This is a genomic window from Ruegeria pomeroyi DSS-3 (genome assembly GCF_000011965.2).
Lineage (GTDB): Bacteria > Pseudomonadota > Alphaproteobacteria > Rhodobacterales > Rhodobacteraceae > Ruegeria_B > Ruegeria_B pomeroyi.
Genome location: NC_003911.12, coordinates 236,475 through 260,000 on the forward strand (window position 1 = coordinate 236,475; position 23,526 = coordinate 260,000).

At 63.7% G+C, this 23,526-nt stretch carries 25 protein-coding genes (1 of these 25 cut by a window edge); 14 read left to right on the forward strand and 11 right to left on the reverse strand.

Features of this window, described 5'->3' with window-relative positions; genetic code table 11:
- Positions 1 to 14 precede the first annotated feature (14 nt).
- Together leuC and SPO_RS01105 are read right to left on the reverse strand one after the other, a co-directional pair.
- The gene (gene leuC / locus SPO_RS01100; protein ID WP_011045984.1) at positions 15 to 1,421 is read right to left on the reverse strand and encodes a 3-isopropylmalate dehydratase large subunit; all 1,407 of its coding nucleotides are present in this window, start codon (positions 1,419 to 1,421) and stop codon (positions 15 to 17) included.
- Positions 1,422 to 1,473: 52 nt separating this feature from the next.
- On the reverse strand, positions 1,474 to 1,572 hold the full coding sequence (locus SPO_RS01105) for an isopropylmalate isomerase (RefSeq protein ID WP_230981760.1): 99 nt from the start codon (positions 1,570 to 1,572) through the stop codon (positions 1,474 to 1,476).
- Positions 1,573 to 1,658: 86 nt separating this feature from the next.
- On the opposite strand from SPO_RS01105, the gene SPO_RS01110 reads away from it, so the two are divergent.
- From SPO_RS01110 to SPO_RS01125, 4 genes are all read left to right on the forward strand, one after another.
- Positions 1,659 to 3,011, forward strand: coding sequence for a mechanosensitive ion channel family protein (locus tag SPO_RS01110; protein ID WP_011045986.1), 1,353 nt, complete (start codon positions 1,659 to 1,661; stop codon positions 3,009 to 3,011).
- A 163-nt stretch (positions 3,012 to 3,174) separates the two neighbouring features.
- Positions 3,175 to 3,537, forward strand: coding sequence for a ribosome silencing factor (rsfS, locus tag SPO_RS01115; RefSeq protein ID WP_044028912.1), 363 nt, complete (start codon positions 3,175 to 3,177; stop codon positions 3,535 to 3,537).
- A 46-nt stretch (positions 3,538 to 3,583) separates the two neighbouring features.
- Positions 3,584 to 4,054, forward strand: a complete 471-nt coding sequence (gene rlmH / locus SPO_RS01120; protein WP_011045988.1) for a 23S rRNA (pseudouridine(1915)-N(3))-methyltransferase RlmH — start codon at positions 3,584 to 3,586, stop codon at positions 4,052 to 4,054.
- An 8-nt stretch (positions 4,055 to 4,062) separates the two neighbouring features.
- Positions 4,063 to 4,548: a flavodoxin family protein gene (locus SPO_RS01125; protein ID WP_011045989.1), complete on the forward strand. Its 486-nt coding sequence runs from the start codon at positions 4,063 to 4,065 to the stop codon at positions 4,546 to 4,548.
- Positions 4,549 to 4,634: 86 nt separating this feature from the next.
- Here the strand turns inward: SPO_RS01125 and ald are convergent, their stop codons facing one another.
- A complete protein-coding gene (gene ald / locus SPO_RS01130) occupies positions 4,635 to 5,750 on the reverse strand; it encodes an alanine dehydrogenase (protein WP_011045990.1) in 1,116 nt (371 codons plus the stop codon).
- 139 nt (positions 5,751 to 5,889) lie between these two features.
- Between ald and SPO_RS01135 the strand changes: the two genes are divergently transcribed.
- Together SPO_RS01135 and ppk2 are read left to right on the forward strand one after the other, a co-directional pair.
- On the forward strand, positions 5,890 to 6,348 hold the full coding sequence (locus tag SPO_RS01135; protein WP_011045991.1) for an Lrp/AsnC family transcriptional regulator: 459 nt from the start codon (positions 5,890 to 5,892) through the stop codon (positions 6,346 to 6,348).
- A 163-nt stretch (positions 6,349 to 6,511) separates the two neighbouring features.
- Entirely contained in the window at positions 6,512 to 7,429 is a 918-nt protein-coding gene (gene ppk2 / locus SPO_RS01140; protein WP_011045992.1) for a polyphosphate kinase 2, read from the forward strand.
- 83 nt (positions 7,430 to 7,512) lie between these two features.
- Here ppk2 and SPO_RS01145 read toward each other — a convergent pair whose 3' ends face one another.
- Complete coding sequence (locus SPO_RS01145) at positions 7,513 to 8,025, reverse strand: MarR family winged helix-turn-helix transcriptional regulator (RefSeq protein WP_011045993.1); 513 nt, start codon at positions 8,023 to 8,025, stop codon at positions 7,513 to 7,515.
- 108 nt (positions 8,026 to 8,133) lie between these two features.
- On the opposite strand from SPO_RS01145, the gene SPO_RS01150 reads away from it, so the two are divergent.
- Positions 8,134 to 9,312 (forward strand): cytochrome P450, encoded by a 1,179-nt coding sequence (locus tag SPO_RS01150; RefSeq protein WP_044027789.1) that lies wholly within the window; start codon positions 8,134 to 8,136, stop codon positions 9,310 to 9,312.
- Here the strand turns inward: SPO_RS01150 and SPO_RS23250 are convergent, their stop codons facing one another.
- Positions 9,313 to 10,653: a CAP domain-containing protein gene (locus tag SPO_RS23250; RefSeq protein WP_268957418.1), complete on the reverse strand. Its 1,341-nt coding sequence runs from the start codon at positions 10,651 to 10,653 to the stop codon at positions 9,313 to 9,315.
- A 344-nt stretch (positions 10,654 to 10,997) separates the two neighbouring features.
- On the opposite strand from SPO_RS23250, the gene SPO_RS01165 reads away from it, so the two are divergent.
- Complete coding sequence (locus SPO_RS01165) at positions 10,998 to 11,999, forward strand: DMT family transporter (RefSeq protein WP_158454152.1); 1,002 nt, start codon at positions 10,998 to 11,000, stop codon at positions 11,997 to 11,999.
- Between the two features lie 100 nt (positions 12,000 to 12,099).
- On the opposite strand, the gene rpsU is transcribed toward SPO_RS01165, so the two are convergent.
- A complete protein-coding gene (gene rpsU / locus SPO_RS01170) occupies positions 12,100 to 12,306 on the reverse strand; it encodes a 30S ribosomal protein S21 (RefSeq protein ID WP_008207378.1) in 207 nt (68 codons plus the stop codon).
- A gap of 109 nt (positions 12,307 to 12,415) precedes the next feature.
- On the opposite strand from rpsU, the gene SPO_RS01175 reads away from it, so the two are divergent.
- From SPO_RS01175 to SPO_RS01200, 6 genes are all read left to right on the forward strand, one after another.
- Positions 12,416 to 13,096 (forward strand): COQ9 family protein, encoded by a 681-nt coding sequence (locus tag SPO_RS01175; RefSeq protein ID WP_011045997.1) that lies wholly within the window; start codon positions 12,416 to 12,418, stop codon positions 13,094 to 13,096.
- A gap of 76 nt (positions 13,097 to 13,172) precedes the next feature.
- A complete protein-coding gene (locus SPO_RS01180) occupies positions 13,173 to 14,156 on the forward strand; it encodes an NAD(P)H-quinone oxidoreductase (RefSeq protein WP_011045998.1) in 984 nt (327 codons plus the stop codon).
- A gap of 79 nt (positions 14,157 to 14,235) precedes the next feature.
- Positions 14,236 to 15,219, forward strand: coding sequence for a quinone oxidoreductase family protein (locus SPO_RS01185; protein ID WP_011045999.1), 984 nt, complete (start codon positions 14,236 to 14,238; stop codon positions 15,217 to 15,219).
- Between the two features lie 52 nt (positions 15,220 to 15,271).
- The gene (locus SPO_RS01190) at positions 15,272 to 15,700 is read left to right on the forward strand and encodes an Lrp/AsnC family transcriptional regulator (protein WP_011046000.1); all 429 of its coding nucleotides are present in this window, start codon (positions 15,272 to 15,274) and stop codon (positions 15,698 to 15,700) included.
- A gap of 115 nt (positions 15,701 to 15,815) precedes the next feature.
- Positions 15,816 to 16,922: a saccharopine dehydrogenase family protein gene (locus tag SPO_RS01195; protein WP_011046001.1), complete on the forward strand. Its 1,107-nt coding sequence runs from the start codon at positions 15,816 to 15,818 to the stop codon at positions 16,920 to 16,922.
- Positions 16,923 to 16,925: 3 nt separating this feature from the next.
- A complete protein-coding gene (locus SPO_RS01200; protein ID WP_011046002.1) occupies positions 16,926 to 18,440 on the forward strand; it encodes an L-piperidine-6-carboxylate dehydrogenase in 1,515 nt (504 codons plus the stop codon).
- A 119-nt stretch (positions 18,441 to 18,559) separates the two neighbouring features.
- On the opposite strand, the gene SPO_RS01205 is transcribed toward SPO_RS01200, so the two are convergent.
- From SPO_RS01205 to ugpB, 5 genes are all read right to left on the reverse strand, one after another.
- Positions 18,560 to 19,498: a glycerophosphodiester phosphodiesterase gene (locus SPO_RS01205; protein WP_011046003.1), complete on the reverse strand. Its 939-nt coding sequence runs from the start codon at positions 19,496 to 19,498 to the stop codon at positions 18,560 to 18,562.
- Positions 19,495 to 20,550: a sn-glycerol-3-phosphate import ATP-binding protein UgpC gene (locus SPO_RS01210; protein ID WP_011046004.1), complete on the reverse strand. Its 1,056-nt coding sequence runs from the start codon at positions 20,548 to 20,550 to the stop codon at positions 19,495 to 19,497. Before SPO_RS01210 ends, SPO_RS01205 begins: the two co-directional genes overlap by 4 nt.
- A gap of 10 nt (positions 20,551 to 20,560) precedes the next feature.
- On the reverse strand, positions 20,561 to 21,412 hold the full coding sequence (gene ugpE, locus SPO_RS01215; RefSeq protein ID WP_011046005.1) for a sn-glycerol-3-phosphate ABC transporter permease UgpE: 852 nt from the start codon (positions 21,410 to 21,412) through the stop codon (positions 20,561 to 20,563).
- Positions 21,412 to 22,293, reverse strand: a complete 882-nt coding sequence (gene ugpA / locus SPO_RS01220) for a sn-glycerol-3-phosphate ABC transporter permease UgpA (protein WP_044027790.1) — start codon at positions 22,291 to 22,293, stop codon at positions 21,412 to 21,414. Before ugpA ends, ugpE begins: the two co-directional genes overlap by 1 nt.
- An 83-nt stretch (positions 22,294 to 22,376) precedes the next feature.
- Positions 22,377 to 23,526 carry the 3' portion of a sn-glycerol-3-phosphate ABC transporter substrate-binding protein UgpB gene (gene ugpB / locus SPO_RS01225; RefSeq protein WP_044028921.1) on the reverse strand. Its footprint extends 152 nt past the window's final position, so only the last 1,150 of its 1,302 coding nucleotides appear in the window; its start codon lies beyond the right edge, outside the window; it ends in the stop codon at positions 22,377 to 22,379.

A 23,526-nucleotide genomic window follows, 5' to 3' on the forward strand; every position in this document is an offset into this window, starting at 1 on the left:
GAGGAGCGCCCGATTCAGATCAGCTCGCGCACGTCGGTCAGCTTGCCGGTCAGGGCAGCGGCGGCGGCCATGGCGGGCGATACAAGATGCGTTCGACCCTTATAGCCCTGGCGGCCTTCGAAGTTGCGGTTCGAGGTCGCGGCGCAGCGTTCGCCCGGGGCCAGCTGGTCGGGGTTCATCGCCAGGCACATCGAACAGCCCGCAAGGCGCCATTCGAAACCGGCATCCTTGAGGATATCGGCAATACCTTCCTCTTCCGCCTGAGCCCGCACCAGGCCCGAGCCGGGCACCACCATGGCCCGCAGGCCGCTCTTGATCTTCTTACCCTTCACCACCTCGGCGACAGCGCGCAGATCCTCGATCCGGCCGTTGGTGCAGGATCCGATAAAGACGGTGTCGATCTCGATGTCGGTCAGCTTCTGACCCGGGGTCAGCCCCATGTATTCGATCGAGCGGCGGGCCGCCTCGACCTTGCCGCCGGTGAAGTCCTCGGGGCTCGGCACCACGCCGGTGATCGGCAGCACGTCCTCGGGGCTGGTGCCCCAGGTTACGACCGGTTCGATCTCTTCGCCCTTCAGGGTGACGATCTTGTCGAAATGGGCGCCGTCATCGGAATAGAGCGTCTTCCACCAGGCAAGCGCGGCCTCCCACTGGGCGCCCTTGGGCGCATGCGGGCGGCCTTTGACATAGTCGAAGGTGGTCTGGTCCGGAGCGATCAGGCCGGCGCGGGCACCGCCTTCGATTGCCATGTTGCAGACGGTCATGCGGCCTTCCATCGACAGGTCGCGAATGGCTTCGCCACAATATTCGATGACATAGCCGGTGCCGCCGGCGGTGCCGGTCGCACCGATCACGGCCAGCGTGATATCCTTGGCGGTGACGCCCGGATTCAGCTTGCCGGTGATTTCGACCTTCATGTTCTTGGATTTCTTCTGGATCAGCGTCTGGGTGGCCAGCACATGTTCCACTTCCGAGGTGCCGATGCCATGCGCCAGCGCGCCGAAGGCGCCATGGGTGGCAGTGTGGCTATCACCGCAGACCACGGTCATGCCCGGCAGGGTCCAGCCCTGCTCGGGGCCGACGATATGCACGATACCCTGGCGGATGTCGTCGACCGGATAGTAATGCACGCCGAATTCACGCGCGTTCTTGTCCAGTGCCTGCACCTGGATGCGGCTCTCCTCGGTCATCTGCGCCGGGTCCTCGCGGCCCTCGGTGGTGGGCACGTTGTGGTCCGGCACGGCGATGGTCTTTTCCGGCGCGCGCACCTTGCGGCCCGCCATGCGCAGACCTTCGAAGGCCTGTGGGCTGGTCACCTCGTGCACCAGGTGACGGTCGATATAGAGAAGGCAGGTGCCGTCCTCGGCCTCGTGGGCCAGATGGGCATCCCAGATCTTGTCATAGAGTGTCTTGGGGGACATGTGTCCTCTCCCGTTCTTGAGAATTGGCTGTAAAGACGTGGCTGTACCCGGCCTATAGGCGGGCGAGGACCGAACGGGTCGCGCCAAAGAACCGCTCGCGCAGGCGGGCGCGGTCTTGCAGGTCCATGCTCGGGGCGTCGTGGGGTGTCATGCTGTCCAGATACATGTCCGCCCTGAGTCTCGCAAGGTCTTGCGTTTGTCGCGACAAGCCTGCCAAGCTGGCGAAGGAGCCGATACATGAGTGAAGACATCCTGCCCGCCACGCTGGACGAGCTGATCGCGACCCTGCTGACCGAGGGTCACAGGCTCGTGGGCCTGTTCCTGACGCCGGGCTGGCGGCAGTATCAGCTGTTGATCATCGTGCTGCTGATCGGCGCCGCTCTGCTGCTGTCATTGCTGACGCGCACCCACTGGGAAGCCTGGGCACGGTCGCGCGCAGGCTGGCCGAAATGGCGGCTCAGAACCTTGGTGCTGCTGATGCGGCGGCTGTCGCTGCTCTATTTCGTGGTGCTCAGCTGGATGACCTATCTGGTCATGCAGCAGATGACCTGGCCTTCGCGCAGTTATGTGATCGGGGTGGTGGCGACGCTAGCCACGGCGCTGCTGGTCATTGCCCTGGTGGCGCGGGCGGTGCGCAATCGCACCATCCGGCTGGTGTTCCGCTGGTCGATGTGGGTCTATGCCACGCTGGTAGCGCTGAATCTGACCGACGATGTGGCGCGATTCCTTGACGGGATCTCGATCGAGATCGGGGCGCTGCATATCTCGGTTCTGGGCGTGATGAAGGCGGTGCTGCTGGTTGGCGCCTTGCTGGTGCTGGTGCGGCTGGCGTCGCAGGGCGCGTCGAACGCGCTGGCCCGAAACGACGATATCTCGCCCTCGATGCAGGTGCTGTTGGCCAAGGCGGTGCAGGTGCTGCTGTATGGCTGGGTCTTTATCGTGGCGATCCGCACGCTGGGCTTCGACCTGACCGGGCTGGCCTTTCTGTCCGGCGCAATCGGTGTCGGCATCGGCTTTGGCCTGCAAAAGGTAGTGTCGAACCTGATCTCGGGCATCATCATTCTGATGGACCGTTCGATCAAGCCGGGCGATGTGATCTCGCTGGGCGAGACCTTTGGCTGGATCAACGCGCTGGGCGCGCGCTATGTCTCGGTGGTCACGCGGGACGGGCGCGAATACCTGATCCCGAACGAGGATCTGATCACCAGCCAGGTGGTGAACTGGTCGCATTCGGATCAGTATGTCCGGCTCGACCTGAATTTCGGCACCAGCTATGGCGACGACCCGCATAAGGTGCGCGCGGTCTCCATTGCCGCCGCGCGGTCCGTTGGGCGGGTCCTGTCCGGAAGCGGGCGCGACCCGGTCTGCCATATCGTGGGCTTCGGCGACAGCAGCGTCGATTACGTGCTGCGCTTCTGGATCACCGACCCGACCGCCGGCCTGACCAATATTCGCGGCAATGTGTTCCTGGCGCTCTGGGATGCGTTCCAGGCCGAGGGTATCTCGATCCCGTTCCCGCAACGCGAGGTGCGGATGCTGGAAAACGAGGGCGGTTTGCCCCAGTTTGCCGGGCAGGGTGGTGCCGATTGACCCCAGTACCACGCATGCCGTATGGCGGTTCATTGAAAAGTCATAGACGGGTTGCTAAATTCGACCTGACCCAGCGCCGGGGATCGGTCGGCGCGCCCTATAGGAGGACGATGTCCTGTTACCTCATACAGCGGCGGCCATGCCCGCCCATGCAGGGGCCAAAATGATGGCCCAAGGCACTTATACCAGCGAACAGCTGCTGGACCGCATTCTGACCTCTCTCAACGATGACAAGGCCGAAGACCTCGTGCAGATCGACCTGCGGGGCAAGACCTCGATGGGCGATTATATGGTCATCGCCTCGGGCCGGTCGACCCGTCAGGTCTCGGCCATGGCCGAGAAGCTGGTGCAGCGTCTGAAGGATGAGTTCGGCCTGAACTCCAAGATCGAGGGCAAGGATGCCGGCGACTGGGTGCTGATCGATACCGGCGACGTGATCGTGCATATCTTCCGTCCGGAAGTGCGCGAGTTCTATCAGCTGGAAAAGATGTGGATGCCGCAGGGCGCCAAGACATCGGCCAACTAAAGGCGTCCGCCCGGCCCTGATCCCGGGGCCGGTGGGCGAATGACCCATGCGCGTCAGCATTCTCGCGGTCGGCCGCTTGCGGACCGGGCCGGAAAAATCCCTGATCGACGACTACCTGACCCGGTTCGACAGGACCGGTCGCGCGCTGGGTCTGGGACCCGCGCGGGTGGTCGAGGTCGAGGACAAGAAGAACGCCGGCATGGGCGCCGAGGCGGCGCTGTTGCGCAAGGCGCTGCCGGCGGGCGCGGTTCTGTGTACCCTGGACGAGCGTGGCAAACAGCTCTCTTCGCCCGATTTCGCGGATCGGATGGCTGGGTGGCGCGACACCGGCCGGCAGGATCTGGCGCTTGTGATCGGCGGCGCCGATGGGATTGACCCCAGCCTGCGGGCCGAGGCGGATTTCTCGATTTCTTTCGGCGCGATGGTCTGGCCGCATATGCTGGTCCGGGTGATGCTGGCCGAGCAGCTTTACCGCGCTGCGACCATCCTGGCCGGCAGCCCCTATCACAGGGTGTGAGGCGCGATATGGCAGAGCTGTTGATCGTCTATCACTCGCGCACCGGAGGCAGCCGTCAGATGGCCGAGGCCTGCGCCGCGGGCGCGCAGAGCGAGATCGCCACAACGCTGCTGACAGCTGAGGCAGCAGGCCCTGAGGACCTGCTGCGCGCCAGTGGTTACGTGTTCTGCTGCCCGGAAAATCTGGCGGCGATCTCGGGCGCGATGAAGGAATTCCTTGACCGCTGCTACTACCCCGTTCTGGGCCGGATCGAGGGGCGCGCCTATGCGCAGATGATCTGCGCCGGATCGGACGGGCAGAACGCCGCCCGGCAACTGGCGCGCATCGCCACCGGCTGGCGCCTGAAAGAGGTGCAGCCGCCGCTGATCCTGTGCACCCACGCGCAGACGCCCGAGGCGATTCAGGCCCCCAAACACATACCCGAAGCCGAGCTTGGTCAATGCCGCGACCTGGGCCAGGCGCTGGGCGCCGGGCTGGCGATGGGCATGTTCTGATCAAGGGTGTCACCCCGAACGGAAAACCCCGCCGGCCGGGGCCGACGGGGCGTGAAATCCATCAGGATCGGGGAGGCAGTGCCCTCTTATTGAACCAGCTGGCTGGCCGAGACCACATCCAGGCCCAGCGCTTCGCCGACGGCGGCATAGGTCAGCTTGCCGGCATGCACGTTCAGGCCGTTCAGCAGGTGCACGTCATCGGCGCAGGCCTGTTTCCAGCCCTTGTCGGCCAGCGCCAGCATGAACGGCATGGTGGCGTTGCCCAGCGCGATGGTCGAGGTGCGCGCAACCGCGCCCGGCATGTTGGCCACGCAGTAATGCATGATGCCGTCGACCTCGTAGATCGGGTCCTGGTGGGTGGTCGCCTTCGAGGTCTCGAAACAGCCGCCCTGGTCGATCGCAACGTCAACCAGCGCCGCGCCCGGCTTCAGCTCGCTCAGCTGTGCGCGGCTGATCAGCTTGGGCGCAGCAGCGCCCGGGATCAGCACGGCGCCGATGATCATGTCGGCCTGACGGGCCAGTTCGATCGTGTTGCCGGCGCTGGCATAGCTGTTCTTGAAGGTGCCGCCAAAGACGTCGTCGAGGTAACGCAGGCGCGGGATCGAGCGGTCGAGCACGGTCACATCGGCGCCCATGCCAGCGGCGATCTTGGCCGCGTGGGTGCCGACGACACCGCCGCCGATGACCAGAACCTTGGCCGGGCCCACACCGGGAACGCCGCCCATCAGCACGCCGCGACCGCCATTGGCCTTTTGCAGGGTCCAGGCGCCAACCTGCGGTGCCAGACGCCCGGCAACCTCGGACATCGGTGCCAGCAGCGGCAGGCCGCCATTGCGGTCGGTCACGGTCTCATACGCGATGCAGGTCGCGCCCGAAGCCAGCAGGTCATGGGTCTGGTCCGGATCGGGTGCCAGGTGCAGATAGGTGAACAGCAGCTGGCCCTCGCGCAGCATCTTGCGCTCGATGGCCTGCGGTTCCTTGACCTTGACGATCATGTCGGCGGTGGCAAACACCTCTGCGGCGGTGTCCACGATCCGGGCGCCCGCGTCGACATAGTCGGCGTTGTCAAATCCGGCACCGGCGCCGGCATTGGTTTCGATGATGACCTCATGCCCGTGCGAGACGGCCTCGCGCGCTGCATTCGGGGTCATGCCGACACGGAACTCCTGAGGTTTGATTTCCTTGGGGCATCCGATTTTCATTTCTGCGTCCTCCGTTCGCAATCTGCCCAAATATGTGGCAGATACGGGAAGCAATTTCTGTGAAACTCCACTCGCCTTTTGGAGAGTTTTCAGGATATTCTTCGAAGCTTGAGCCAAATGTTGCAAAGGATGTGCGCCGATGAGCCTCGACGCGACGGATCGCAAGATTCTCACCGCCCTTCAGGCAAAGGGCCGGATGTCCAATGCGGAACTGTCCGACAAGGCCAACCTGTCGCCATCGGCCTGTCACCGGCGGGTCCAGCGGCTCGAGGCCGAAGGTTATATCCGCAATTACGTGGCCCTGCTGGACGCCCGCAAGATGGGCCTGCCGACAACGGTTTTTGTCGAGATCACCCTGCAGGGTCAGGCCGACGAGGTGCTGGACGCGTTTGAAAAGGCGGTGGCGCGCATTCCCGATGTGCTGGAATGCCACCTGATGGCCGGAACGGCGGATTACATTCTCAAAGTGGTGGCCGAAAACACCGAGGATTTCGCCCGCATCCACCGCCAGCACCTGTCCCGCCTGCCCGGGGTGGCCCAGATGCAAAGCTCGTTCGCGCTCCGGACCGTGTTCAAGACAACGGCCCTGCCGGTCTGACCCTTTCGGCGCCCTTGCATCCGCAAACACGAGGGGCATACTTGCACGAGCGGTGGCCCGATTTTTGATTTCCCGCAATGAAATTACCATTTGTCCGTGACATGCAACGGTCACACAGGCCCGTTAGGGGCAGACAGATCAACCGTATCGAGAGGAGCGTATTTTGACCCATGAATCCGACGACCCCAGCTTGGATTGGCTCGAGGCCGAATTGGAGGATTCGCTGGATGAGGATTTCGAGATCGAATTCAGCGAACCGATGCTGTCGATGGAAATCCGCCGGATCTACAAGGATCAGCGCCCCGATCTGCTCGACCGCCAGGTCTATTTCCGCAACCTGCTGCGGCTCCAGGCCGAGCTGATCAAGTTGCAGGACTGGGTGCAGCACACCAATTCCAAGGTGCTGATCATCATGGAAGGCCGCGATGCCGCCGGCAAGGGCGGGGTGATCAAACGGATCACCCAGCGGCTGAATCCGCGGATCGCGCGGGTGGTGGCACTGCCTGCGCCGTCCCGGCGTGAACAGAGCCAGTGGTACTTCCAGCGCTACGTTCCCTATCTGCCCTCGGGGGGCGAAATGGTGCTGTTCGACCGGTCCTGGTACAACCGCGCCGGGGTCGAACGGGTGATGGGTTTTGCCACCGAGGATCAGGTCGAACAGTTTTTCCAGGACGTTCCCGAATTCGAGCGCATGCTGGTACGCTCGGGGATCATCCTGCTGAAATACTGGTTCTCGATCACCGACGAAGAGCAGCAGCTGCGATTCCTGATGCGGGTGCACGATCCGATGAAACAGTGGAAACTGTCGCCGATGGACCTGGAAAGCCGGATCCGCTGGGAGCAATATACCAAGGCCAAGGAACAGATGTTCTCGCGCACCAACATCCCCGAGGCGCCTTGGTATATCGTCGAGGGCAATGACAAGAAGCGTGAGCGGCTGAACTGCATCGAGCATCTGTTGTCCAAGATCCCTTATGAGGACATCCCGCACGAGAAGGTCACGCTGCCCGACCGCCGCTACAACCCTGACTATGAACGCCAGGTGCTGCCCGACGAACTTTACGTTCCCAAGGTCTATTGAGCCGGCAAGCGGGCGCTGCCCCCAGGGCCTCTTTCGCTCCCCCCGGAGTATCTCGGACGAAATGAAGGGGCGGGCGCGAGCGGTCAGGGATCGGTTGCGCCGAGGGTCTCGATATTGATCAGGATGCGGCGCAGATAGGTGGTAAAGGCGTCGACCTCTTCTGGCGTGAAACCGTCGAGCAGGCGGCGTTGCCGGTCAAGCGCGCTGTCGAGAATGCGGGCGTGCATCTGACGCCCGGCCTTGGTCAGGGTCCAGTGACGTCGCCGTTCGTTGCCATCTTCAGCCCTGGCAAGGCCCAGCGCATCCAGGCGGTGCAGCGACCGGCTGACGGCCGCCTTGTCGATACCGATGGTGCGCGCGGCATGCGAGACCGAACTGCCCGGCTCGCGCGTCAGCATCACCAGCATGCGCCAGTCCATCGCGCCGATCCCGAATTCTGTCTGATAGTGCCGTGCCGCCGCCCGGGTGAAGCGGTTGCCCGCAAAGGTGAGCAGAACCGTGGGCGAGCGGGTAAAGCTGAGCGTTGCGGCGGCGGGGCCATTCGGCGTTCCATCGGGGTGGACAAGGAACAGGTCGTCGGAAAGGTCGTCGGTCATGGGGTGCGTGATCCTGATGCCCGGCAATCCTAGCGACAGCTTGTTGACATGACAACACGCACTCCACAGAATACCCACTGTGTTGACATGACAACAGGGAGTCGCGCCATGTCGGATGCACCCGTCTACGAGATTGATCTGGCGGCCTTCTGGGCCGATCCTTATCCCGATCTGAAACGGATGCGGGCCGAGGCGCCCATCGCCTATGTACCGCAGCTGGGCGCGACGCTGATCACCCGGCGCGACGAAATCTTTGCGCAGGAGAAACGGATCGAGATCTTCTCCTCGGACCAGCCGCAGGGGCTGATGACGGTGCTGATGGGCCAGAACATGATGCGCAAGGATGGGGATGCGCATATGGCCGAGCGCAAGGCGATCTTTCCCACCGTCTCGCCCAAAACGGTGAAACAGGTTTGGGTCGCGCAGTTCCGAGCCGCTGCCCAGCGGGTGCTGGACGATCTGGCGCCGCGCGGCGCCTGCGACCTGGTGCGCGATTATGCCATGCCGGTTTCGGCCGAGGCACTCAAGGCGATCACCGGGCTGACCAACATGACCGCCGCCGAGATGGATCGGGTGAGCCAGGGCATGATCGACGGCTGCGCCAATTACGCGGGCGATCCCCTAGTCGAGGCGCGCTGCCATGATTGCACCGCCTCGATCGACGCCCATATCGACGCGATGATCCCGGTGCTGGATGCCAGACCCGACCATTCGCTGCTCTCGGTCCAGCGCCGCGCGGGGCTCAGCGACGCGCAGACCCGCGCTAATATCAAGCTGGCCATTTCCGGCGGCCAGAACGAGCCGCGCGATGCCATCGCCGGCACCGCCTGGGCGGTGCTCAGTCACCCGGATGCGCTGGCGCGGCTGCAATCGGGCGCGGTGCCCTGGCTGCGCGCGTTCGAGGAATATGCCCGCTGGATCTCGCCCATCGGCATGTCGCCGCGCCGGGTGGCGCAGCGTGCCACGGTGCAGGGCGTGACGCTGGAGCCCGAGGACCGGGTGTTTTTGATGTTCGGATCGGGCAATCGCGATGAAAGCGTCTTTGCCAATCCGGACCGCTTCGATCTGGATCAGGATATCGCACCGGCGATCTCCTTTGGCGCCGGGCCGCATTTCTGCGCGGGGGCCTGGGCGTCAAGGGCGCTGATCGGAGAGGTGGCGTTGCCGCTTCTTTTCGAACGATTACCGGGCCTCGCGCTGGACGGCGAGGCCCGGTTCGGCGGCTGGGCCTTCCGAGGTCCGATCACGGTGCCGGTTCGCTGGGAACCGGCACCGCGGGAGGGTTGATCAGAACAGGAAGTCCTGCGCGTCCAGCATGTCCATCTGGACGCCGAGCAGGGTCAGGCTGTTGCCCGCCGCGTCGGTGATCACCGCGTCGCCGTCCACCTCACTAAGGTGGTTGGCCTTGAGATCATCGAAATCGGCGATGCCATCGGCCTTGCCGAGATCGACAAGGTCGGCCTGGCCGCGTACGCCGAAGTCAAAGACGACATCCTTGCCGGTCGAGAAGTGGAACGTGTCCGCCCCGGCGCCGCCCAGCATGTGGTCGTCGCCCTCGCCGCCATCAAGCGCATCCTTGCCCCGACCACCGATGAGGAGGTCGTTTCCGGCGCCACCGTCGAGCATATCCTTGCCGCGGCCGCCAAGCAGCACGTCGTCGCCGTCACCGCCCGAAAGCTTGTCCATGCCACGGCCGCCGATCAGGATGTCCTGACCACCGTCGCCCCAGAAGATGTCCATGCCACGGCCACCAATCATGATGTCGTTGCCACCTTTGCCATGTGCCGCGCCACCGGTATCGTCCGTAAAGATCAGATCAGATCCGTCGCTGCCTTCGCAGGCATTTTCCGGCTCTGGTTCGGGTTTCGGCTCGGGTTCGGGTTTCGGCTCGGGTTCGGGCTTCGGCTCGGGTTCGGGTTTCGGCTCGGGTTCGGGTTTCGGCTCGGGTTCGGGCTTCGGCTCGGGTTCGGGCTTCGGCTCGGGTTCGGGCTTCGGTTCGGGTTCGGGCTTCGGCTCGGGTTCGGGTTTCGGCTCGGGTTCGGGCTTCGGCTCGGGTTCGGGCTTCGGCTCGGGTTCGGGCTTCGGCTCGGGTTCGGGCTTCGGCTCGGGTTCGGGCTTCGGCTCTGGTTCGGGTTTCGGCTCGGGTTCAGGCTTCGGCTCGGGTTCAGGCTTCGGCTCGGGTTCGGGCGTCGGCGCACCGGTATCCAGTTCCACCTCGGCGGCGGTGCGGGCAAAGTTCTGGGTCACCATCACGGCGTCATAGCCTTCGAAATTACCGCGCTCGATGCCGATCCCCACCAGGGTCACATCGGGATTGAGGATATTGGCCCTGTGACCTGGGCTGTTCATCAGCGATTCATGCAGGTTCTTCACATCGTCCGACAGGCCGGGCGCGCCGCGCTCGCTTTGCCAGGCGATGTTCTCGGCCCAGATCGAGTTGCCCTCGAACTTGAACCCGGTCTTTTCGATCCGGTCTCCCGGCGAACTGCCATTGACGCCGGTATGCGAGAACACATCGCGTTCCAGCATCCACTTGCTGTGATCCTCGGAGGCATCGTTGAGCTTGAGTTCGAGCGTGACCGGGTTCAGCCCCCGCGAGGTCCGCTCGTTATTGATAAGCTCCAGCATTTCTCTTTCGAGAGTACTTGCCTGTGACATGGTCAAAAGTCCTGTTGCTGTGTCGAGTGGCCACGTCTTGGCGCAGGACGGGACGCCGGCATAGACGGGGGCGCGCCAAGGGGGGATTCGCGGCGCCGCCTTGCCGGATGAGGCCGGGGCACTGGGCGGGAAGGCGCACGGCCAACCCCCCGTTTCAGCCTCCGGCGGAGCGCCGCGCGCGGCCAACCCGACTTTTGGCAGAAAACCGGTCGTTGGTGACCGCGCCGGGCCGGTTCGCGACCCCTCTGTCGCCCCCCGACAAGACCGGCGATTCGATCCGGGGCGAAATGGAGAGGCGCCAAGGGAAAGATACGATGACCGCTGCCGATCCGAATCTCTCCGCCGGGGCGGATCAGCCCGAGGGCGCGACCACGCTGACCGGCATCCTGTTCCTGCTGCTCGCGACCACCATCTTTCCGATTCAGGATGTGATCATCAAAAGCCTGAGCAGCGAATTCGCGGTGCATCAGATCGTGTTCTGGCGCTCGGTCTTCGCCCTTCCGATCGCTGCTGCGATGGCGCTATACGAAGGCTCGCTCTGGCCGTGGAAGATCGGCTCGTGGCCATTGCAGTTGACACGTGCGGTGGCGGCCTTCTCGTCCTATCTGGTCTATTACATGGCGCTGGCCGCCATCGGGCTGGCCGAAACCGCCGCCATCACCTTCTCCACCCCGATTTTCGTCACCCTGCTGGCGGCGGTATTTCTGGGCGAGAAGATCGGCCTCTGGCGCTGGCTGGCGGTGTTTCTCGGCATGGCCGGGGTGCTGGTGATCGTCCAGCCGGGCGCGTCGGTGTTCGAACCGGCGGCGCTGCTGGCACTGGCGGCGGCGCTGTTCTACGCGATCTCGATCATCGCCACGCGGCGACTGGGCAACCGCACCAATGGCGGCACCATGACGCTGGTGACCTTGCTGGTCTACATCGTCGGAGGCACTGTGCTGGGACTGGTGTTCTCGGGGCTCGAAACCGCCTCGCCGCACCCGAGTCTTGCGTTTCTCTATCGCGACTGGATCGCGCCCGCGCCGATGGACTGGCTGGCGCTGGCGGCGCTGGGGGTGACCTCGGGCATCGGCTTCTTCGCGCTCAGCCAGGCCTATCGCATGGCCGAGGCCAGCGTGGTGACTCCGTTCGAATACACCTATCTGCCCTGGGCGGTGCTATGGGGTTATCTGGTGTTCGGGGTGCTGCCGGTGATGTCCACCTGGATCGGGCTGACGCTGATCGTCGGCTCGGGCCTGTTGATCCTGTTCCGCGAGACCATGCGCGGCCGCCGAATCGTCCGCCGCCGCGGTCTGGGTGTCATGCGGCAGAGATAGGCCGGGCCAGAGATCCTCCCCCTAGAAACGACAAACCCCCGGGGCCGGGCCGCGGGGGTCGTCAAATAGTGTCATCCAAAGCCGGACGAGAGCGAATGCCTTAGAGCATGCCTTCGCGCTGTGCTTTCTTGCGTGCCAGCTTGCGGGCACGGCGGATCGCTTCAGCTTTCTCGCGCGCTTTTTTCTCGGACGGTTTCTCGAAATGTTGCTTCAGCTTCATTTCACGGAAAACGCCTTCGCGCTGCAGCTTCTTCTTCAGGGCACGAAGCGCCTGATCGACGTTGTTGTCGCGAACACTAACCTGCATGTGGTTTTCACCACCTTTCTAAGTTGAGTTGCAAGGATTTGCAGGAGCCCGCCGTATAGCAAAGCGGGACCAAGTTGTCTAGATAGGGATCAGAACAAGGAGATCGCCCATGTCCCCGACCTATGAAGAGGCCCGAAATCACCTGCTGGATGCGGCGCTGACCCATGTCGCCTTCGATGGCTGGACCGAGGAGACCTTTCGTGCCGCGGCTGCCGAGACTGGTCTGGACATGGATTTCGCCCGCGCCATCTGTCCGCGCGGGGCGGTCGATCTGGCGCTGACCTATCATGCGCGCGGCGACGCGGCGATGGTGGAGCGGCTGGCTGCCGCCGAGCTGTCGGAGCTGCGCTTTCGCGACCGAATCGCCGCGGCGGTGCGGTTCCGGCTGGAAGCGGTCGAGGACAAGGAGGCGGTGCGCCGTGGGGTGACGCTGTTTGCCCTGCCGGCTCATGCGGGCGAGGGGGCAAAAGCGATCTGGCAGACCTGCGACGTGATCTGGTCTGCGCTGGGCGATAGCTCGGAGGACGTGAACTGGTACACCAAGCGGGCGACGCTGTCGGCGGTCTATTCGGCAACCGTGCTCTATTGGCTGGGGGACGAGACCCCCGGGCACGAGGCGACCTGGGAATTCCTAGATCGGCGCATCGACAACGTGATGCAGTTCGAGAAGTTCAAGGCGGATGTGCAGAAGAACCCGCTGCTGAAACCTTTGCTGGCGGGCCCCAACTGGCTGTTCGCCCAGATGCGGGCGCCCCGGGATAAGGGCGATCTGCCCGGCTCGCTGGGCTGACGCGCGAAGAAAGCCCGCAAGGGCTTGATGAGCGCCCCAGAGCCACAATTGCAAAAACACACTTACAGGAGGTTCCATGTCCCAGCAGATGCGCGCGGTTGAAATCAGCAGGCCCGGCGGACCCGAGGTCTTGCAGCTGACCCAGCGCCCGCGGCCCGAACCGGGCCATGGCCAGGTGTTGATCAAGGTCGCCTATGCCGGCGTGAACCGGCCCGATGCATTGCAGCGGGCCGGGGCCTATGATCCGCCACCCGGCGCCAGCGACCTGCCCGGGCTGGAATGTTCGGGCGAGGTGGTCGCCGTGGGTCCCGGTGCCGAAGATGTCGCCGTGGGCGACAAGGTCTGCGCGCTGCTGCCCGGCGGTGGCTATGCCGACTATGTGGTCACGCCCGCCGCCCATTGCCTGCCGGTGCCACAAGGCATGGCCCTGCGCGAGGCGGCCTGCCTGCCCGAGACCTTCTTCACCGTCTGGTCCAATGTGTTTACCCGTGGCGGGCTCAAGGCGGGCGAGCGGTTTCTGGTGCATGGCGGGTCCAGCGGGATCGGCACCACCGCGATCCAGCTGGCGCATGCCTTTGGCGCACGGGTCTTTGCCACGGCCGGATCGGATGACAAATGCCGCGCCTGCCTTGACCTGGGCGCCGAGCGGGCGATCAACTATCGGGACGAGGATTTCGTCAAGGTGATGCGGTCCGAGGGTGGCGCCGACCTGATCCTCGACATGGTGGGCGGCGATTACATCCCGCGTAACGTCAAGGCGCTGGCCGAAGACGGGCGGTTGGTGCAGATCGCGTTCCTGCAAGGCCCCGTGGTCGAGCTGAACTTTGCCCTGATGATGGTCAAGCGGCTGACCCTGACCGGCAGCACCCTGCGCCCGCAAAGCGACCTGGCCAAGGCCGATATCGCGCGCGACCTGCGCGAGGCGGTCTGGCCGCTGCTCGACGCGGGGCGGATCGCACCGGTGATGGACAGCGAGTTCGATCTGGGCGACGCCGCTGCCGCCCATGCACGGATGGAAAGCTCGGGCCATATCGGCAAGATCGTTCTCAAGGTCGGCTGAGTCGGTCGGAAAACCCGCCCGCCCGGCTTGTCCCGGCGGGCGCGCCTGCTAGGGTTATCCCAAACGAGGGAGGACCCAGATGAGCGAGACTGCAAGAACCGTGGTGATCGAGGGGTTTGGCGGCCCCGAAGTGCTGCAACTGCGCGATCTGCCGGTGGGCGAGCCGGGGCCTGGAGAGCTGCGCATCCGGCATCAGGCCTGCGGGCTGAACTTCATCGACGTCTATCAGCGGACCGGGCTCTATCCCCTGGCGCTGCCTCACGCGCTGGGGATGGAGGCGGCCGGCATCGTCGAGGCGGTGGGCGAGGGGGTCACCCATCTGAAACCGGGCGACCGGGCCGCTTATGCCGCCACCCCTCCGGGTGCCTATGCCCAAGCGCGCGTCATGCCCGCAGCACAGGTCTGCCCGCTGCCTGACGAGATCTCCTTTGATCAGGCGGCCGCGATGATGCTCAAGGGGTTGACGGTCGATTACCTGTTCCATCGCACCACGCCTTTGTCACGGGGCGATACCGTGCTGTTCCATGCGGCGGCGGGCGGGGTTGGCCTGATCGCCTGCCAATGGGCCAAAGCCGAGGGGATCACGCTGATCGGCACCGCCGGCAGCGACGAGAAATGCGCGCTGGCCAAGGCGCATGGCGCCACCCATGTCATCAATTACCGGACCGAGAATTTCACTGATCGGGTGCGCGAGCTGACAGATGGCAAGGGCGTCGACGTGGTGATGGATTCGATCGGGGCAGACACGTTCGAAGGCTCGCTCGACTGCCTGAAACCGCTGGGCATGATGATTTCCTTCGGCAATGCCTCGGGGCCGGTGCCGCCGGTCAATATCGGCATGCTCGGGCAAAAGGGCAGTCTGAAACTCACCCGCCCGACCCTGTTCACCCATATTTCCGATCATGCCGCCTGTCAGGCGATGGCGCGGCGGCTGTTTGGCAAGGTGACCGGGGGTGAGGTCAAGATTCGCATCGACCAGCGTTTCCCGCTCGATCAAGTGGCCGATGCCCATCGCGCGCTTGAGGCGCGCCAGACCACCGGCAGCACCATTCTGGAACTGTAGGCCACACGCGATAATCCTTGCGCCGCCCCATCGGGCGGGGCAAGGAAGTGGGATGGATCAGCTTGACCGTCAGATCGTCGCGGCGCTGCAACACAATGCGCGCGAGTCGACCACCAAGATCGCCGCGCGCCTGGGCGTGGCCCGCACCACCGTGCATGAACGCATCACCCGGATGGAGTCGCGCGGCGTGATCGCGGGCTATTCCGTGGTGCTGCGCGAGCCGCAGGATGAGAGCAAGGTTCAGGTCGTCGTGCTGCTGGAAGTGCAGCAGAAAGAGACCACGCGCATCGTCAAGCGGCTCGAAGCCTATCCCGAGATCAAGCTCTGCCTGTCGATCAACGGCGAATACGACCTGCTGCTGTCGGCCGAGGCGCCCCGGATCGAGGATCTGGATATTCTGGTCGACGAAGTTGGGGCTATTCCCGGCATCCTGCGCACCAATACATTTGTGGTGTTCGGGCGCCGGATCGACCGAACCTGACATAATGACAAGAATGCCGTCACAATAGCGGATATCCGAGTCGTTTCGACACTCTGCTCCCTACAGATCGAACAGCCGCCACGCCATCCTGAGATCAGTATCAAGGAGACGTGCCATGCGCTGGAACATTTGTGTCGTCGGGGCCGGGAAGATCGGTCAGATGATCGCCGCTTTGCTCAAGACTTCATCCAACTACTCGGTCACCGTGGCCGATCACGATCTGGCCGCGCTGGCGGTGCTGAACCGGATGGGTGTTGCCACCAAGCAGGTGGATGCCAAGGACGAAGCCGGGTTGGCCAAGGCGCTGGGCGGGTTCGATGCGGTGATTTCGGCCGCGCCCTTCTTTCTGACTCCGATCATCGCCAAGGCGGCCAAGGCCGCGGGCGCCCACTATTTTGACCTGACCGAGGATGTGGCCGCCACAAATGCGGTGCGCGCACTGGCCGAAGACAGCCAGACCGCCTTCATGCCGCAATGCGGTTTGGCACCGGGCTTTGTCGGTATCGCAGGGGCGGCGCTGGCGGCTGAGTTCGACGAGATCGACAGCCTGCATATGCGGGTGGGGGCGCTGCCGCTCTATCCGACCAATGCGCTGAAATACAACCTGACCTGGTCCACCGACGGGCTGATCAACGAGTATTGCAACCCCTGCGACGCCATCGTGAATGGAGAGCGGGTCAAGACCGCGCCGCTGGAGGATTACGAGATCCTCGGCCATGACGGGGTTGAATACGAATGCTTCAACACCTCGGGCGGGTTGGGCACGCTGCCCGAGACGCTGGATGGCAAGGCGCGCTCGGTCTCGTACCGCTCGATCCGCTATCCGGGGCACCGCGATATCCTGCGCCTGCTGCTGAACGATCTGGGGCTGGAGCGTCGCCGCGACCTGCTCAAGGACATTTTCGAAACTGCGCTGCCGCGCACCGATCAGGACGTGGTGCTGGTCTATTGCACCGCCAAAGGGCGGATCGGTGGCCAGCTGCGTGAAAAGAGCCTGATCAACAAGTCCTATTCCCGCGTCATCGACGGCCAGGTCTGGAGCGCGATCCAGGTCACCACCGCCGCCGGTGTGCTGGGCGTGGTCGACCTGATGCGTGCCGGAACGCTGCCCGCCAAGGGGTTCGTCCGGCAAGAGCAGGTCAAGTTCGCCGATTTCCTCGAAACCGAATTCGGCCGCCTTTATCGGGCGGGCGATCTGACCGCCCAAAACAAGGCCGCTTGAGACATGAAAGATATCGTCATGACCGCTGAAACCGTGATGCAGCAACTGGGCCTGGGCGCCGCCGACCTGACCGGGGGCAGCATCCGCGTCACCTCTCCGATTGATGGCCGGGTGCTGGGCGAAGTGCACGAAACGCCGTTGTCCGAAATGGCTGCCGTGCTGGATCGTGCCAAATCGGCCTTCAAGATCTGGCGCAGCGTGCCTGCACCGCGCCGGGGCGAGTTGATCCGCCTGCTGGGCGAAGAGCTGCGCGCCTCGAAAGAGGCGCTGGGCGCGCTGGTCAGCTGGGAGGCGGGCAAGATCACCTCGGAAGGGCTGGGCGAAGTACAGGAGATGATCGACATCTGCGATTTCGCCGTCGGCCTGTCGCGGCAGCTTTACGGCCTGACCATCGCATCCGAGCGTCCGGGACACCGGATGATGGAAACCTGGCATCCGGCCGGGCCGGTCGGCGTGATCTCGGCCTTCAACTTTCCCGTGGCGGTCTGGTCCTGGAACGCAGCACTGGCGATTGTCTGCGGCGATCCGGTGATCTGGAAACCGTCGGAAAAGACGCCGCTTACCGCATTGGCCTGTCAGAAGATCTTTGAGCGCGCGCTGGCCCGGTTTGGAGACGCACCGGACGGGCTGTTGCAGACCCTGATCGGCGGGGCCGATCTGGGCCGCACACTGGTCGAGAGCGAGGATGTGCCGATCATTTCTGCCACCGGCTCTACCCGCATGGGGCGCGCTGTGGCGCCGATCGTGGCGGCACGGTTCGGCAAATGCATCCTGGAGCTGGGCGGCAACAACGCCATGATCGTCGGCCCCTCGGCCGATCTGGAAATGGCGGTTCGCGCCATCGTGTTTTCGGCGGTGGGAACGGCCGGGCAGCGCTGCACCACGCTGCGCCGTCTGATCGCCCATAACTCGATCAAGGACGAGTTGGTCGCGCGCCTGAAGAAGGCCTATGCCGGTCTGCCCATCGGGAATCCGCTGGCCGAGGGTACGCTGATCGGGCCGCTGGTGGACGAGGCCTCGGGCAACGCCATGACCGACGCGCTGAAATCGGCCAAGGCCGAGGGCGGCATGGTCTTTGGTGGCGCCCGCGTAAGCGAGGGCGTGCCGGCGGGTGGCGTTTACATGCAGCCCGCGATTGTCGAGATGCCCGCGCAGAGTGCCACGGTGAAGACCGAGACCTTTGCGCCGATCCTCTACGTGATGGGCTATGACAGTTTCGAAGAGGCGGTTCATATCCAGAACGACGTGCCGCAGGGCCTCAGCTCTTGTGTGTTCACGCTGAACATGCGCGAGGCCGAACAGTTCCTGTCGGCGTCCGGCTCGGATTGCGGGATAGCCAACGTCAATATCGGCCCTTCGGGGGCCGAGATCGGTGGGGCGTTTGGCGGCGAGAAGGAAACCGGCGGTGGTCGCGAAAGCGGCTCGGACGCGTGGAAAGCCTATATGCGCCGGCAGACCAACACGGTGAACTACTCCGCCGAACTGCCGTTGGCCCAGGGGGTGAAGTTCGACATCTGATCTGCATCACCCGGCCCCGTCGAATGACGGGGTCGGGGTTTTCTCGCGCCGTTTTCCGGATCGGAAAACGGCCTGGAAAATTCAAGAATTTTCCAAGACGGAATTCTTGCAGAATTCCGTCAGGTCCAGGACAGGCCCATGTCGATCAGAATCCGTTGGGTTCGTCCCGGGTAATCGGTCACGATCCCATCGACACCGGTTGTGGCCATTCGCCTGATATCTTCGGGTTCATTGACCGTCCAGGTCAGCACGATCAGGCCCAGGTCATGTGCCTCGGCCACAAGCTCGGGTGTCACATCCAGAAAATAGGGGCACCACAGCTGTCCGCCAGCCGACGCGACCGCTTGCGGCAGGCTTTCGGTCATCCGGTCATAATCCGGTCCCACCGGCTTGGCCGAATCCTCGCCGGGATCGTCCGCGTTTTCGGGCAATTGCGACAGGTATGAGGTTGGCAGATCCGGCGCCTGCCGACGGCACTCGCCCAGCAGCGCCCAGTCGAAGCTGTGCATCACGGTGCGTGGTTCCATGCGGTAACGTCGGACATCGGCCAGAACCGCCGCCACCATCTCGGCGCGCGCCGCGTGGTCATGCATCAGGGCGGGATCCGACTTCAGCTCCAGCAGCAGGTAGGGTGCCTGGTCACCATAGCCTGCGCAAAGGTCGAGCAGTTCGCCCAACCGGGGTACATGAATGCCGGTCAGAAAGGCCTGATCCGGAAAGCGCCGGCCATAGACGGTTCGCCCGTCGAGCCCGCCGACATCCAGTGCCCTGATCTCGGCGTAGGTCATCTCGGCGACCTGGCGTTCCGCGCCGGTCAGCCAGTGGCCCTGACCATCCCGGGTCATCGCATTTGCAAGATGGTGATTATGGGTCACCACCGGCACGCCGTCGGCTGTCATCACCACGTCGAATTCCAGTGCCCGCACCCCGGCGGCGAGCGTAAAGGCAAAGCCTTCGAGTGTGTTTTCCGGCATCACCCCACGCGCGCCGCGATGGCCGATGACGCGCACGACGCTCGGATGGCCGCGCAGCCCCTCAAGTTGGGAAAACCCGTTCATTCCGCGATCCGTTTGCCAGTTTCGGGGTCGAAGAGGTGCAGGCTGTCCGCCGTCGGGGTGAAAGCCATCACCGCATCCGCTGCCGCCGACATATGCCCGGGCATGCTGACCACCATCTCGGTATCGGTGCCTTCGAGCTGTCCATGCAGCAGCGAGTTCGCGCCCAACTGTTCGACCAGTTCGACCCGCACCCGCACCGGCCCGCCCTCGTCAGGCAGCAGGTGTTCGGGGCGCAACCCCAGCGTGACCGTCCCATGGGCCGTTCCGGACCCGGCGATCCGGGCGCCGTTGGCGAGGGTCACCGAACCCTCGGCGGCGGTGGCGGGCAGGAAGTTCATCGCGGGGCTGCCGATGAAGCCCGCGACAAAGGTGGTGGCGGGCCGGTCATAGAGCTCGATCGGAGTGCCGAACTGTTCCACGTAGCCGCCGTTCAGAACCATCAGCCGGTCACCCAGCGTCATCGCCTCGACCTGGTCATGGGTGACGTAGATCGACGTGACACCGAGCCGCTGTTGCAGCTTGCGGATCTCGAGCCGCATCTGCACGCGCAGCTTGGCGTCGAGGTTGGACAGCGGCTCGTCGAACAGGAAGACCTGCGGGTTGCGCACGATGGCGCGGCCCATGGCGACGCGCTGACGCTGGCCGCCCGACAGCTGCCGCGGCTTGCGGTCCAGATAGGGGCGTAGTTCCAGGATATCGGCGGCCTCTTCGACCCGGCGGGCGATCTCGTCCTTGGATATCTTCCGGATCTTGAGGCCATAGGCCATGTTCTCGCGCACCGACATATGCGGGTAGAGCGCATAGTTCTGGAACACCATGGCGATATCGCGGTCGGCGGGCTCCAGCTGGTTGACCACGCGATCACCGATGCTGATCTGGCCGGCGGTGACGGTCTCGAGCCCGGCCACCATGCGCAACAGAGTTGACTTGCCACAGCCCGACGGACCGACGATGACGATGAATTCGCCATCTTCGATCTGGCCCGCCACATGATGCAGGACCTCGGTGTCGCCATAGGCCTTTACGAGATTGTCGAGAGTGATGGATGCCATGGTCTTGTGCCTATTTGTCGGTCTCTGTCAGGCCCTGAACAAAGAGCTTTTGCATTGCGACCACCACGAAGACCGGCGGCAGCATCGCCAGCAGCGCGGTCATCATGATGATGTTCCATTGCGGGGACTGTTCCGCCGCCTCAAGCATTTGCTTGATGCTCATCACGATGGTGGTCATGTCGGTGTCAGTGGTAATCAGCAGCGGCCACAGATACTGGTTCCAGCCATAGATGAAGAGGATCACGAACAGCGCCGCGATATTGGTGCGCGACAGCGGGATCAGGATATCCCAGAAAAAGCGCAGCGGCCCGGCCCCGTCGATGCGCGCGCTTTCCAGCATCTCGTCGGGGATGGTCAGAAACACCTGGCGGAACATGAACGTTGCCGTGGCCGAGGCAATCAGCGGGATCGACAGGCCCCAATAGCTGTTGAGCATGCCCAGATCGGCCACCACTTCGAACGTGGGCAGGATGCGCACCTCGACCGGCAGCATCAGGGTGACGAAGATCAGCCAGAAAAAGAACATGCGGAAGGGAAACTTGAAATAGACGATGGCAAAGGCCGAAATCAGCGAGATCGCGATCTTGCCCAAGGCGATCATCATCGCCATGGCCAGGCTGTTGAGCAGCATCCGCCAGACCGGTGCGGTCTCGGTCCCGCTCAGGCCAGAGCCAAACAGGGTCTGAGTGAAATTCTCCCAGAAATGGGTGCCCGGCAGCATCGGGATCGGCGCCTGTGTCATGCGCACCGCGTCATGGGTGGCGGCGACAAAGGTGATCCAGATCGGCAGCGCGACGATGACGATGCCAAGGATCAGAACCAGATGGGTGATGACATTCAGGATGGGGCGATTTTCGACCATCAGTATTCCACCTTGCGTTCGATAAAGCGGAACTGGACCACGGTCATGGCAATGACCAGGATCATCAGGATCACCGATTGTGCCGCCGAACCGCCCAGATCGAGGCCGACAAAGCCGTCGTTATACACCTTGTAGACCAGGATCGTTGTCGAATTGGCCGGCCCGCCCTGGGTCACCGCATGGATGATGCCGAAGGTGTCAAAGAAGGCGTAGACCGCGTTGATCACCAGCAGGAAGAAGGTGGTGGGCGAGATCAGCGGAAAGATGTGATCGACAAAGCGGCGCACCGGCCCGGCCCCGTCAATCGCCGCCGCCTCGATCAGCGAGCGCGGGATCGACTGCATGGCGGCCAGATAGAACAGGAAGTTATAGGCGATCTGCTTCCACGCGGCGGCAAAGATCACCAGCGTCATCGCCTGGGTGCCGTTCAGATAATGGTTCCAGTCGATCCCGACCATGTCGAGCAGGAAGGGAAAGATGCCCAGCGTCGGGTTGAACATGAACACCCAAAGCGCCCCCGCCAGTACCGGTGCCACCGCGTAGGGCCAGATCATCAGGGTGCGATAAGTGGTTGCGCCGCGCACCACCCGGTCGGCGAAACCGGCGAGTATCAGCGCGCTGCCCATCGAAAGAACGGCGACCGCGGCCGAGAACAGGATCGTGCGGCCAAAGCTTTGCAGATACTGCGCATCCTCGATCAGCAGCTCGAAGTTCTCGAACCAGACGAATTCGGTCGACAGGCCGAATGCGTCTTCGATCAGGAACGACTGATAGACCGCCTGGCTGGCGGGCCAGATGAAAAAGACCAGCGTGATCAGGATCTGCGGCGCCACCAGCAGGTATGGCAGCAGAGAGCTGGGAAAATGGACACGTTTGAGCATCGGGTTCTCGTTGCCTCGGGGCCGGAAACGGCGGGGCATCCGGCGGGCAGATGCCGCCGGATGCCGGGTCTTGTTGGTTCAGATCAGTTGGCCGAACGTTCGAACTTGCGCAGCAGGGCGTTGCCGCGTTCGGTTGCCGCCGCCAGTGCCTGGGCCGCCGTCTTGTCGCCGGCCCAGAGCGCCTCGAGCTCTTCGTTGATCACGTCGCGGATCTGGACGAAGTTGCCGAACCGGATACCGCGCGAATTGGCGGTGGGGGTGTTCAGGCTCAGCTGCTGGATCGCGGTGTCGGTGCCCGGGTTGCTGTCATAGAAGCCCTGTTCCTTGGACAGTTCATAGGCAGCGGTGGTGATCGGAACATAGCCGGTCTCCTGATGCCACCAGGCCTGCACCTCGGGCGAGGACAGATAGGTCATGAACTTGGCAAGCCCCTTGTATTCCTCGGCCTCGTGCCCGGCCAGCGCCCAGAGCGTCGCGCCACCGATGATCGAGTTCTGCGGCGCATCCGCGACGGCGGAGTCCAGCGGCAGCATGGTCTGACCGAATTCGAACTGCGCCTGCCCCTTGATCGAGCCGTAATAGGCCGAAGAGTTCATCCACATGCCGCATTCGCCATTGGTGAACATCGGCAGGCTGTCGCCCCGGCGTCCGCCATATTTGAACAGGTTGCCCTCGCTCATCGCGGCGATATCGTCGAGGCGCGCGGTCACCTCGTCATTGTTGAAGCTGAGTTCGGTATCGAACCCGGCAAACCCGTTTTCCTTGGTCCCCATGGCGATGTTGTGCCAGGCCGAATAGTTCTCGATCATGACCCAGGACTGCCAGCCAAAGGAGAAGCCGCAGTCCATGCCGCTGTCGACCAGCGCCTTTGCGGCGGTCTTCATGTCGTCCCAGGTTTTCGGCACCTCGACACCGGCGGCCTTGAGCGCGTCGGCATTGTACCACAGAACCGGGGTCGAGCTGTTGAAGGGCATCGACAAAAGCTCGCCTTCGGAAGTCTGGTAATACGAGATCACGGCTGGCAGGTAGTCGGACTTGTCAAACGGCTCGCCCGCGTCGGACATCAGCTGCTCGACCGGATAGATCGCGCCTTTGGCGGCCATCATGGTGGCGGTGCCGACCTCGAACACCTGAACCAGATGCGGATGCTCCTTGGCGCGGAACGCGGCCACGGCGGCGGTCATGGTTTCGGTATAGTTGCCCTTGTAGGTCGGCACGACCTTGTACTCGGAC

Excerpts from the sequence above, each read along its gene's own strand:
- leuC (WP_011045984.1), bottom strand. The coding sequence starts at position 1,421 with ATGTCCCCCAAGACACTCTATGACAAGATCTGGGATGCCCATCTGGCC.
- SPO_RS01105 (WP_230981760.1), bottom strand. The coding sequence starts at position 1,572 with ATGACACCCCACGACGCCCCGAGCATGGACCTGCAAGACCGCGCCCGC.
- SPO_RS01110 (WP_011045986.1), top strand. The coding sequence starts at position 1,659 with ATGAGTGAAGACATCCTGCCCGCCACGCTGGACGAGCTGATCGCGACC.
- rsfS (WP_044028912.1), top strand. The coding sequence starts at position 3,175 with ATGATGGCCCAAGGCACTTATACCAGCGAACAGCTGCTGGACCGCATT.
- rlmH (WP_011045988.1), top strand. The coding sequence starts at position 3,584 with ATGCGCGTCAGCATTCTCGCGGTCGGCCGCTTGCGGACCGGGCCGGAA.
- SPO_RS01125 (WP_011045989.1), top strand. The coding sequence starts at position 4,063 with ATGGCAGAGCTGTTGATCGTCTATCACTCGCGCACCGGAGGCAGCCGT.
- ald (WP_011045990.1), bottom strand. The coding sequence starts at position 5,750 with ATGAAAATCGGATGCCCCAAGGAAATCAAACCTCAGGAGTTCCGTGTC.
- SPO_RS01135 (WP_011045991.1), top strand. The coding sequence starts at position 5,890 with ATGAGCCTCGACGCGACGGATCGCAAGATTCTCACCGCCCTTCAGGCA.
- SPO_RS01145 (WP_011045993.1), bottom strand. The coding sequence starts at position 8,025 with ATGACCGACGACCTTTCCGACGACCTGTTCCTTGTCCACCCCGATGGA.
- SPO_RS01150 (WP_044027789.1), top strand. The coding sequence starts at position 8,134 with ATGTCGGATGCACCCGTCTACGAGATTGATCTGGCGGCCTTCTGGGCC.
- SPO_RS23250 (WP_268957418.1), bottom strand. The coding sequence starts at position 10,653 with ATGCTGGAGCTTATCAATAACGAGCGGACCTCGCGGGGGCTGAACCCG.
- SPO_RS01165 (WP_158454152.1), top strand. The coding sequence starts at position 10,998 with ATGACCGCTGCCGATCCGAATCTCTCCGCCGGGGCGGATCAGCCCGAG.
- rpsU (WP_008207378.1), bottom strand. The coding sequence starts at position 12,306 with ATGCAGGTTAGTGTTCGCGACAACAACGTCGATCAGGCGCTTCGTGCC.
- SPO_RS01175 (WP_011045997.1), top strand. The coding sequence starts at position 12,416 with ATGTCCCCGACCTATGAAGAGGCCCGAAATCACCTGCTGGATGCGGCG.
- SPO_RS01180 (WP_011045998.1), top strand. The coding sequence starts at position 13,173 with ATGTCCCAGCAGATGCGCGCGGTTGAAATCAGCAGGCCCGGCGGACCC.
- SPO_RS01185 (WP_011045999.1), top strand. The coding sequence starts at position 14,236 with ATGAGCGAGACTGCAAGAACCGTGGTGATCGAGGGGTTTGGCGGCCCC.
- SPO_RS01190 (WP_011046000.1), top strand. The coding sequence starts at position 15,272 with ATGGATCAGCTTGACCGTCAGATCGTCGCGGCGCTGCAACACAATGCG.
- SPO_RS01195 (WP_011046001.1), top strand. The coding sequence starts at position 15,816 with ATGCGCTGGAACATTTGTGTCGTCGGGGCCGGGAAGATCGGTCAGATG.
- SPO_RS01200 (WP_011046002.1), top strand. The coding sequence starts at position 16,926 with ATGAAAGATATCGTCATGACCGCTGAAACCGTGATGCAGCAACTGGGC.
- SPO_RS01205 (WP_011046003.1), bottom strand. The coding sequence starts at position 19,498 with ATGAACGGGTTTTCCCAACTTGAGGGGCTGCGCGGCCATCCGAGCGTC.
- SPO_RS01210 (WP_011046004.1), bottom strand. The coding sequence starts at position 20,550 with ATGGCATCCATCACTCTCGACAATCTCGTAAAGGCCTATGGCGACACC.
- ugpE (WP_011046005.1), bottom strand. The coding sequence starts at position 21,412 with ATGGTCGAAAATCGCCCCATCCTGAATGTCATCACCCATCTGGTTCTG.
- ugpA (WP_044027790.1), bottom strand. The coding sequence starts at position 22,293 with ATGCTCAAACGTGTCCATTTTCCCAGCTCTCTGCTGCCATACCTGCTG.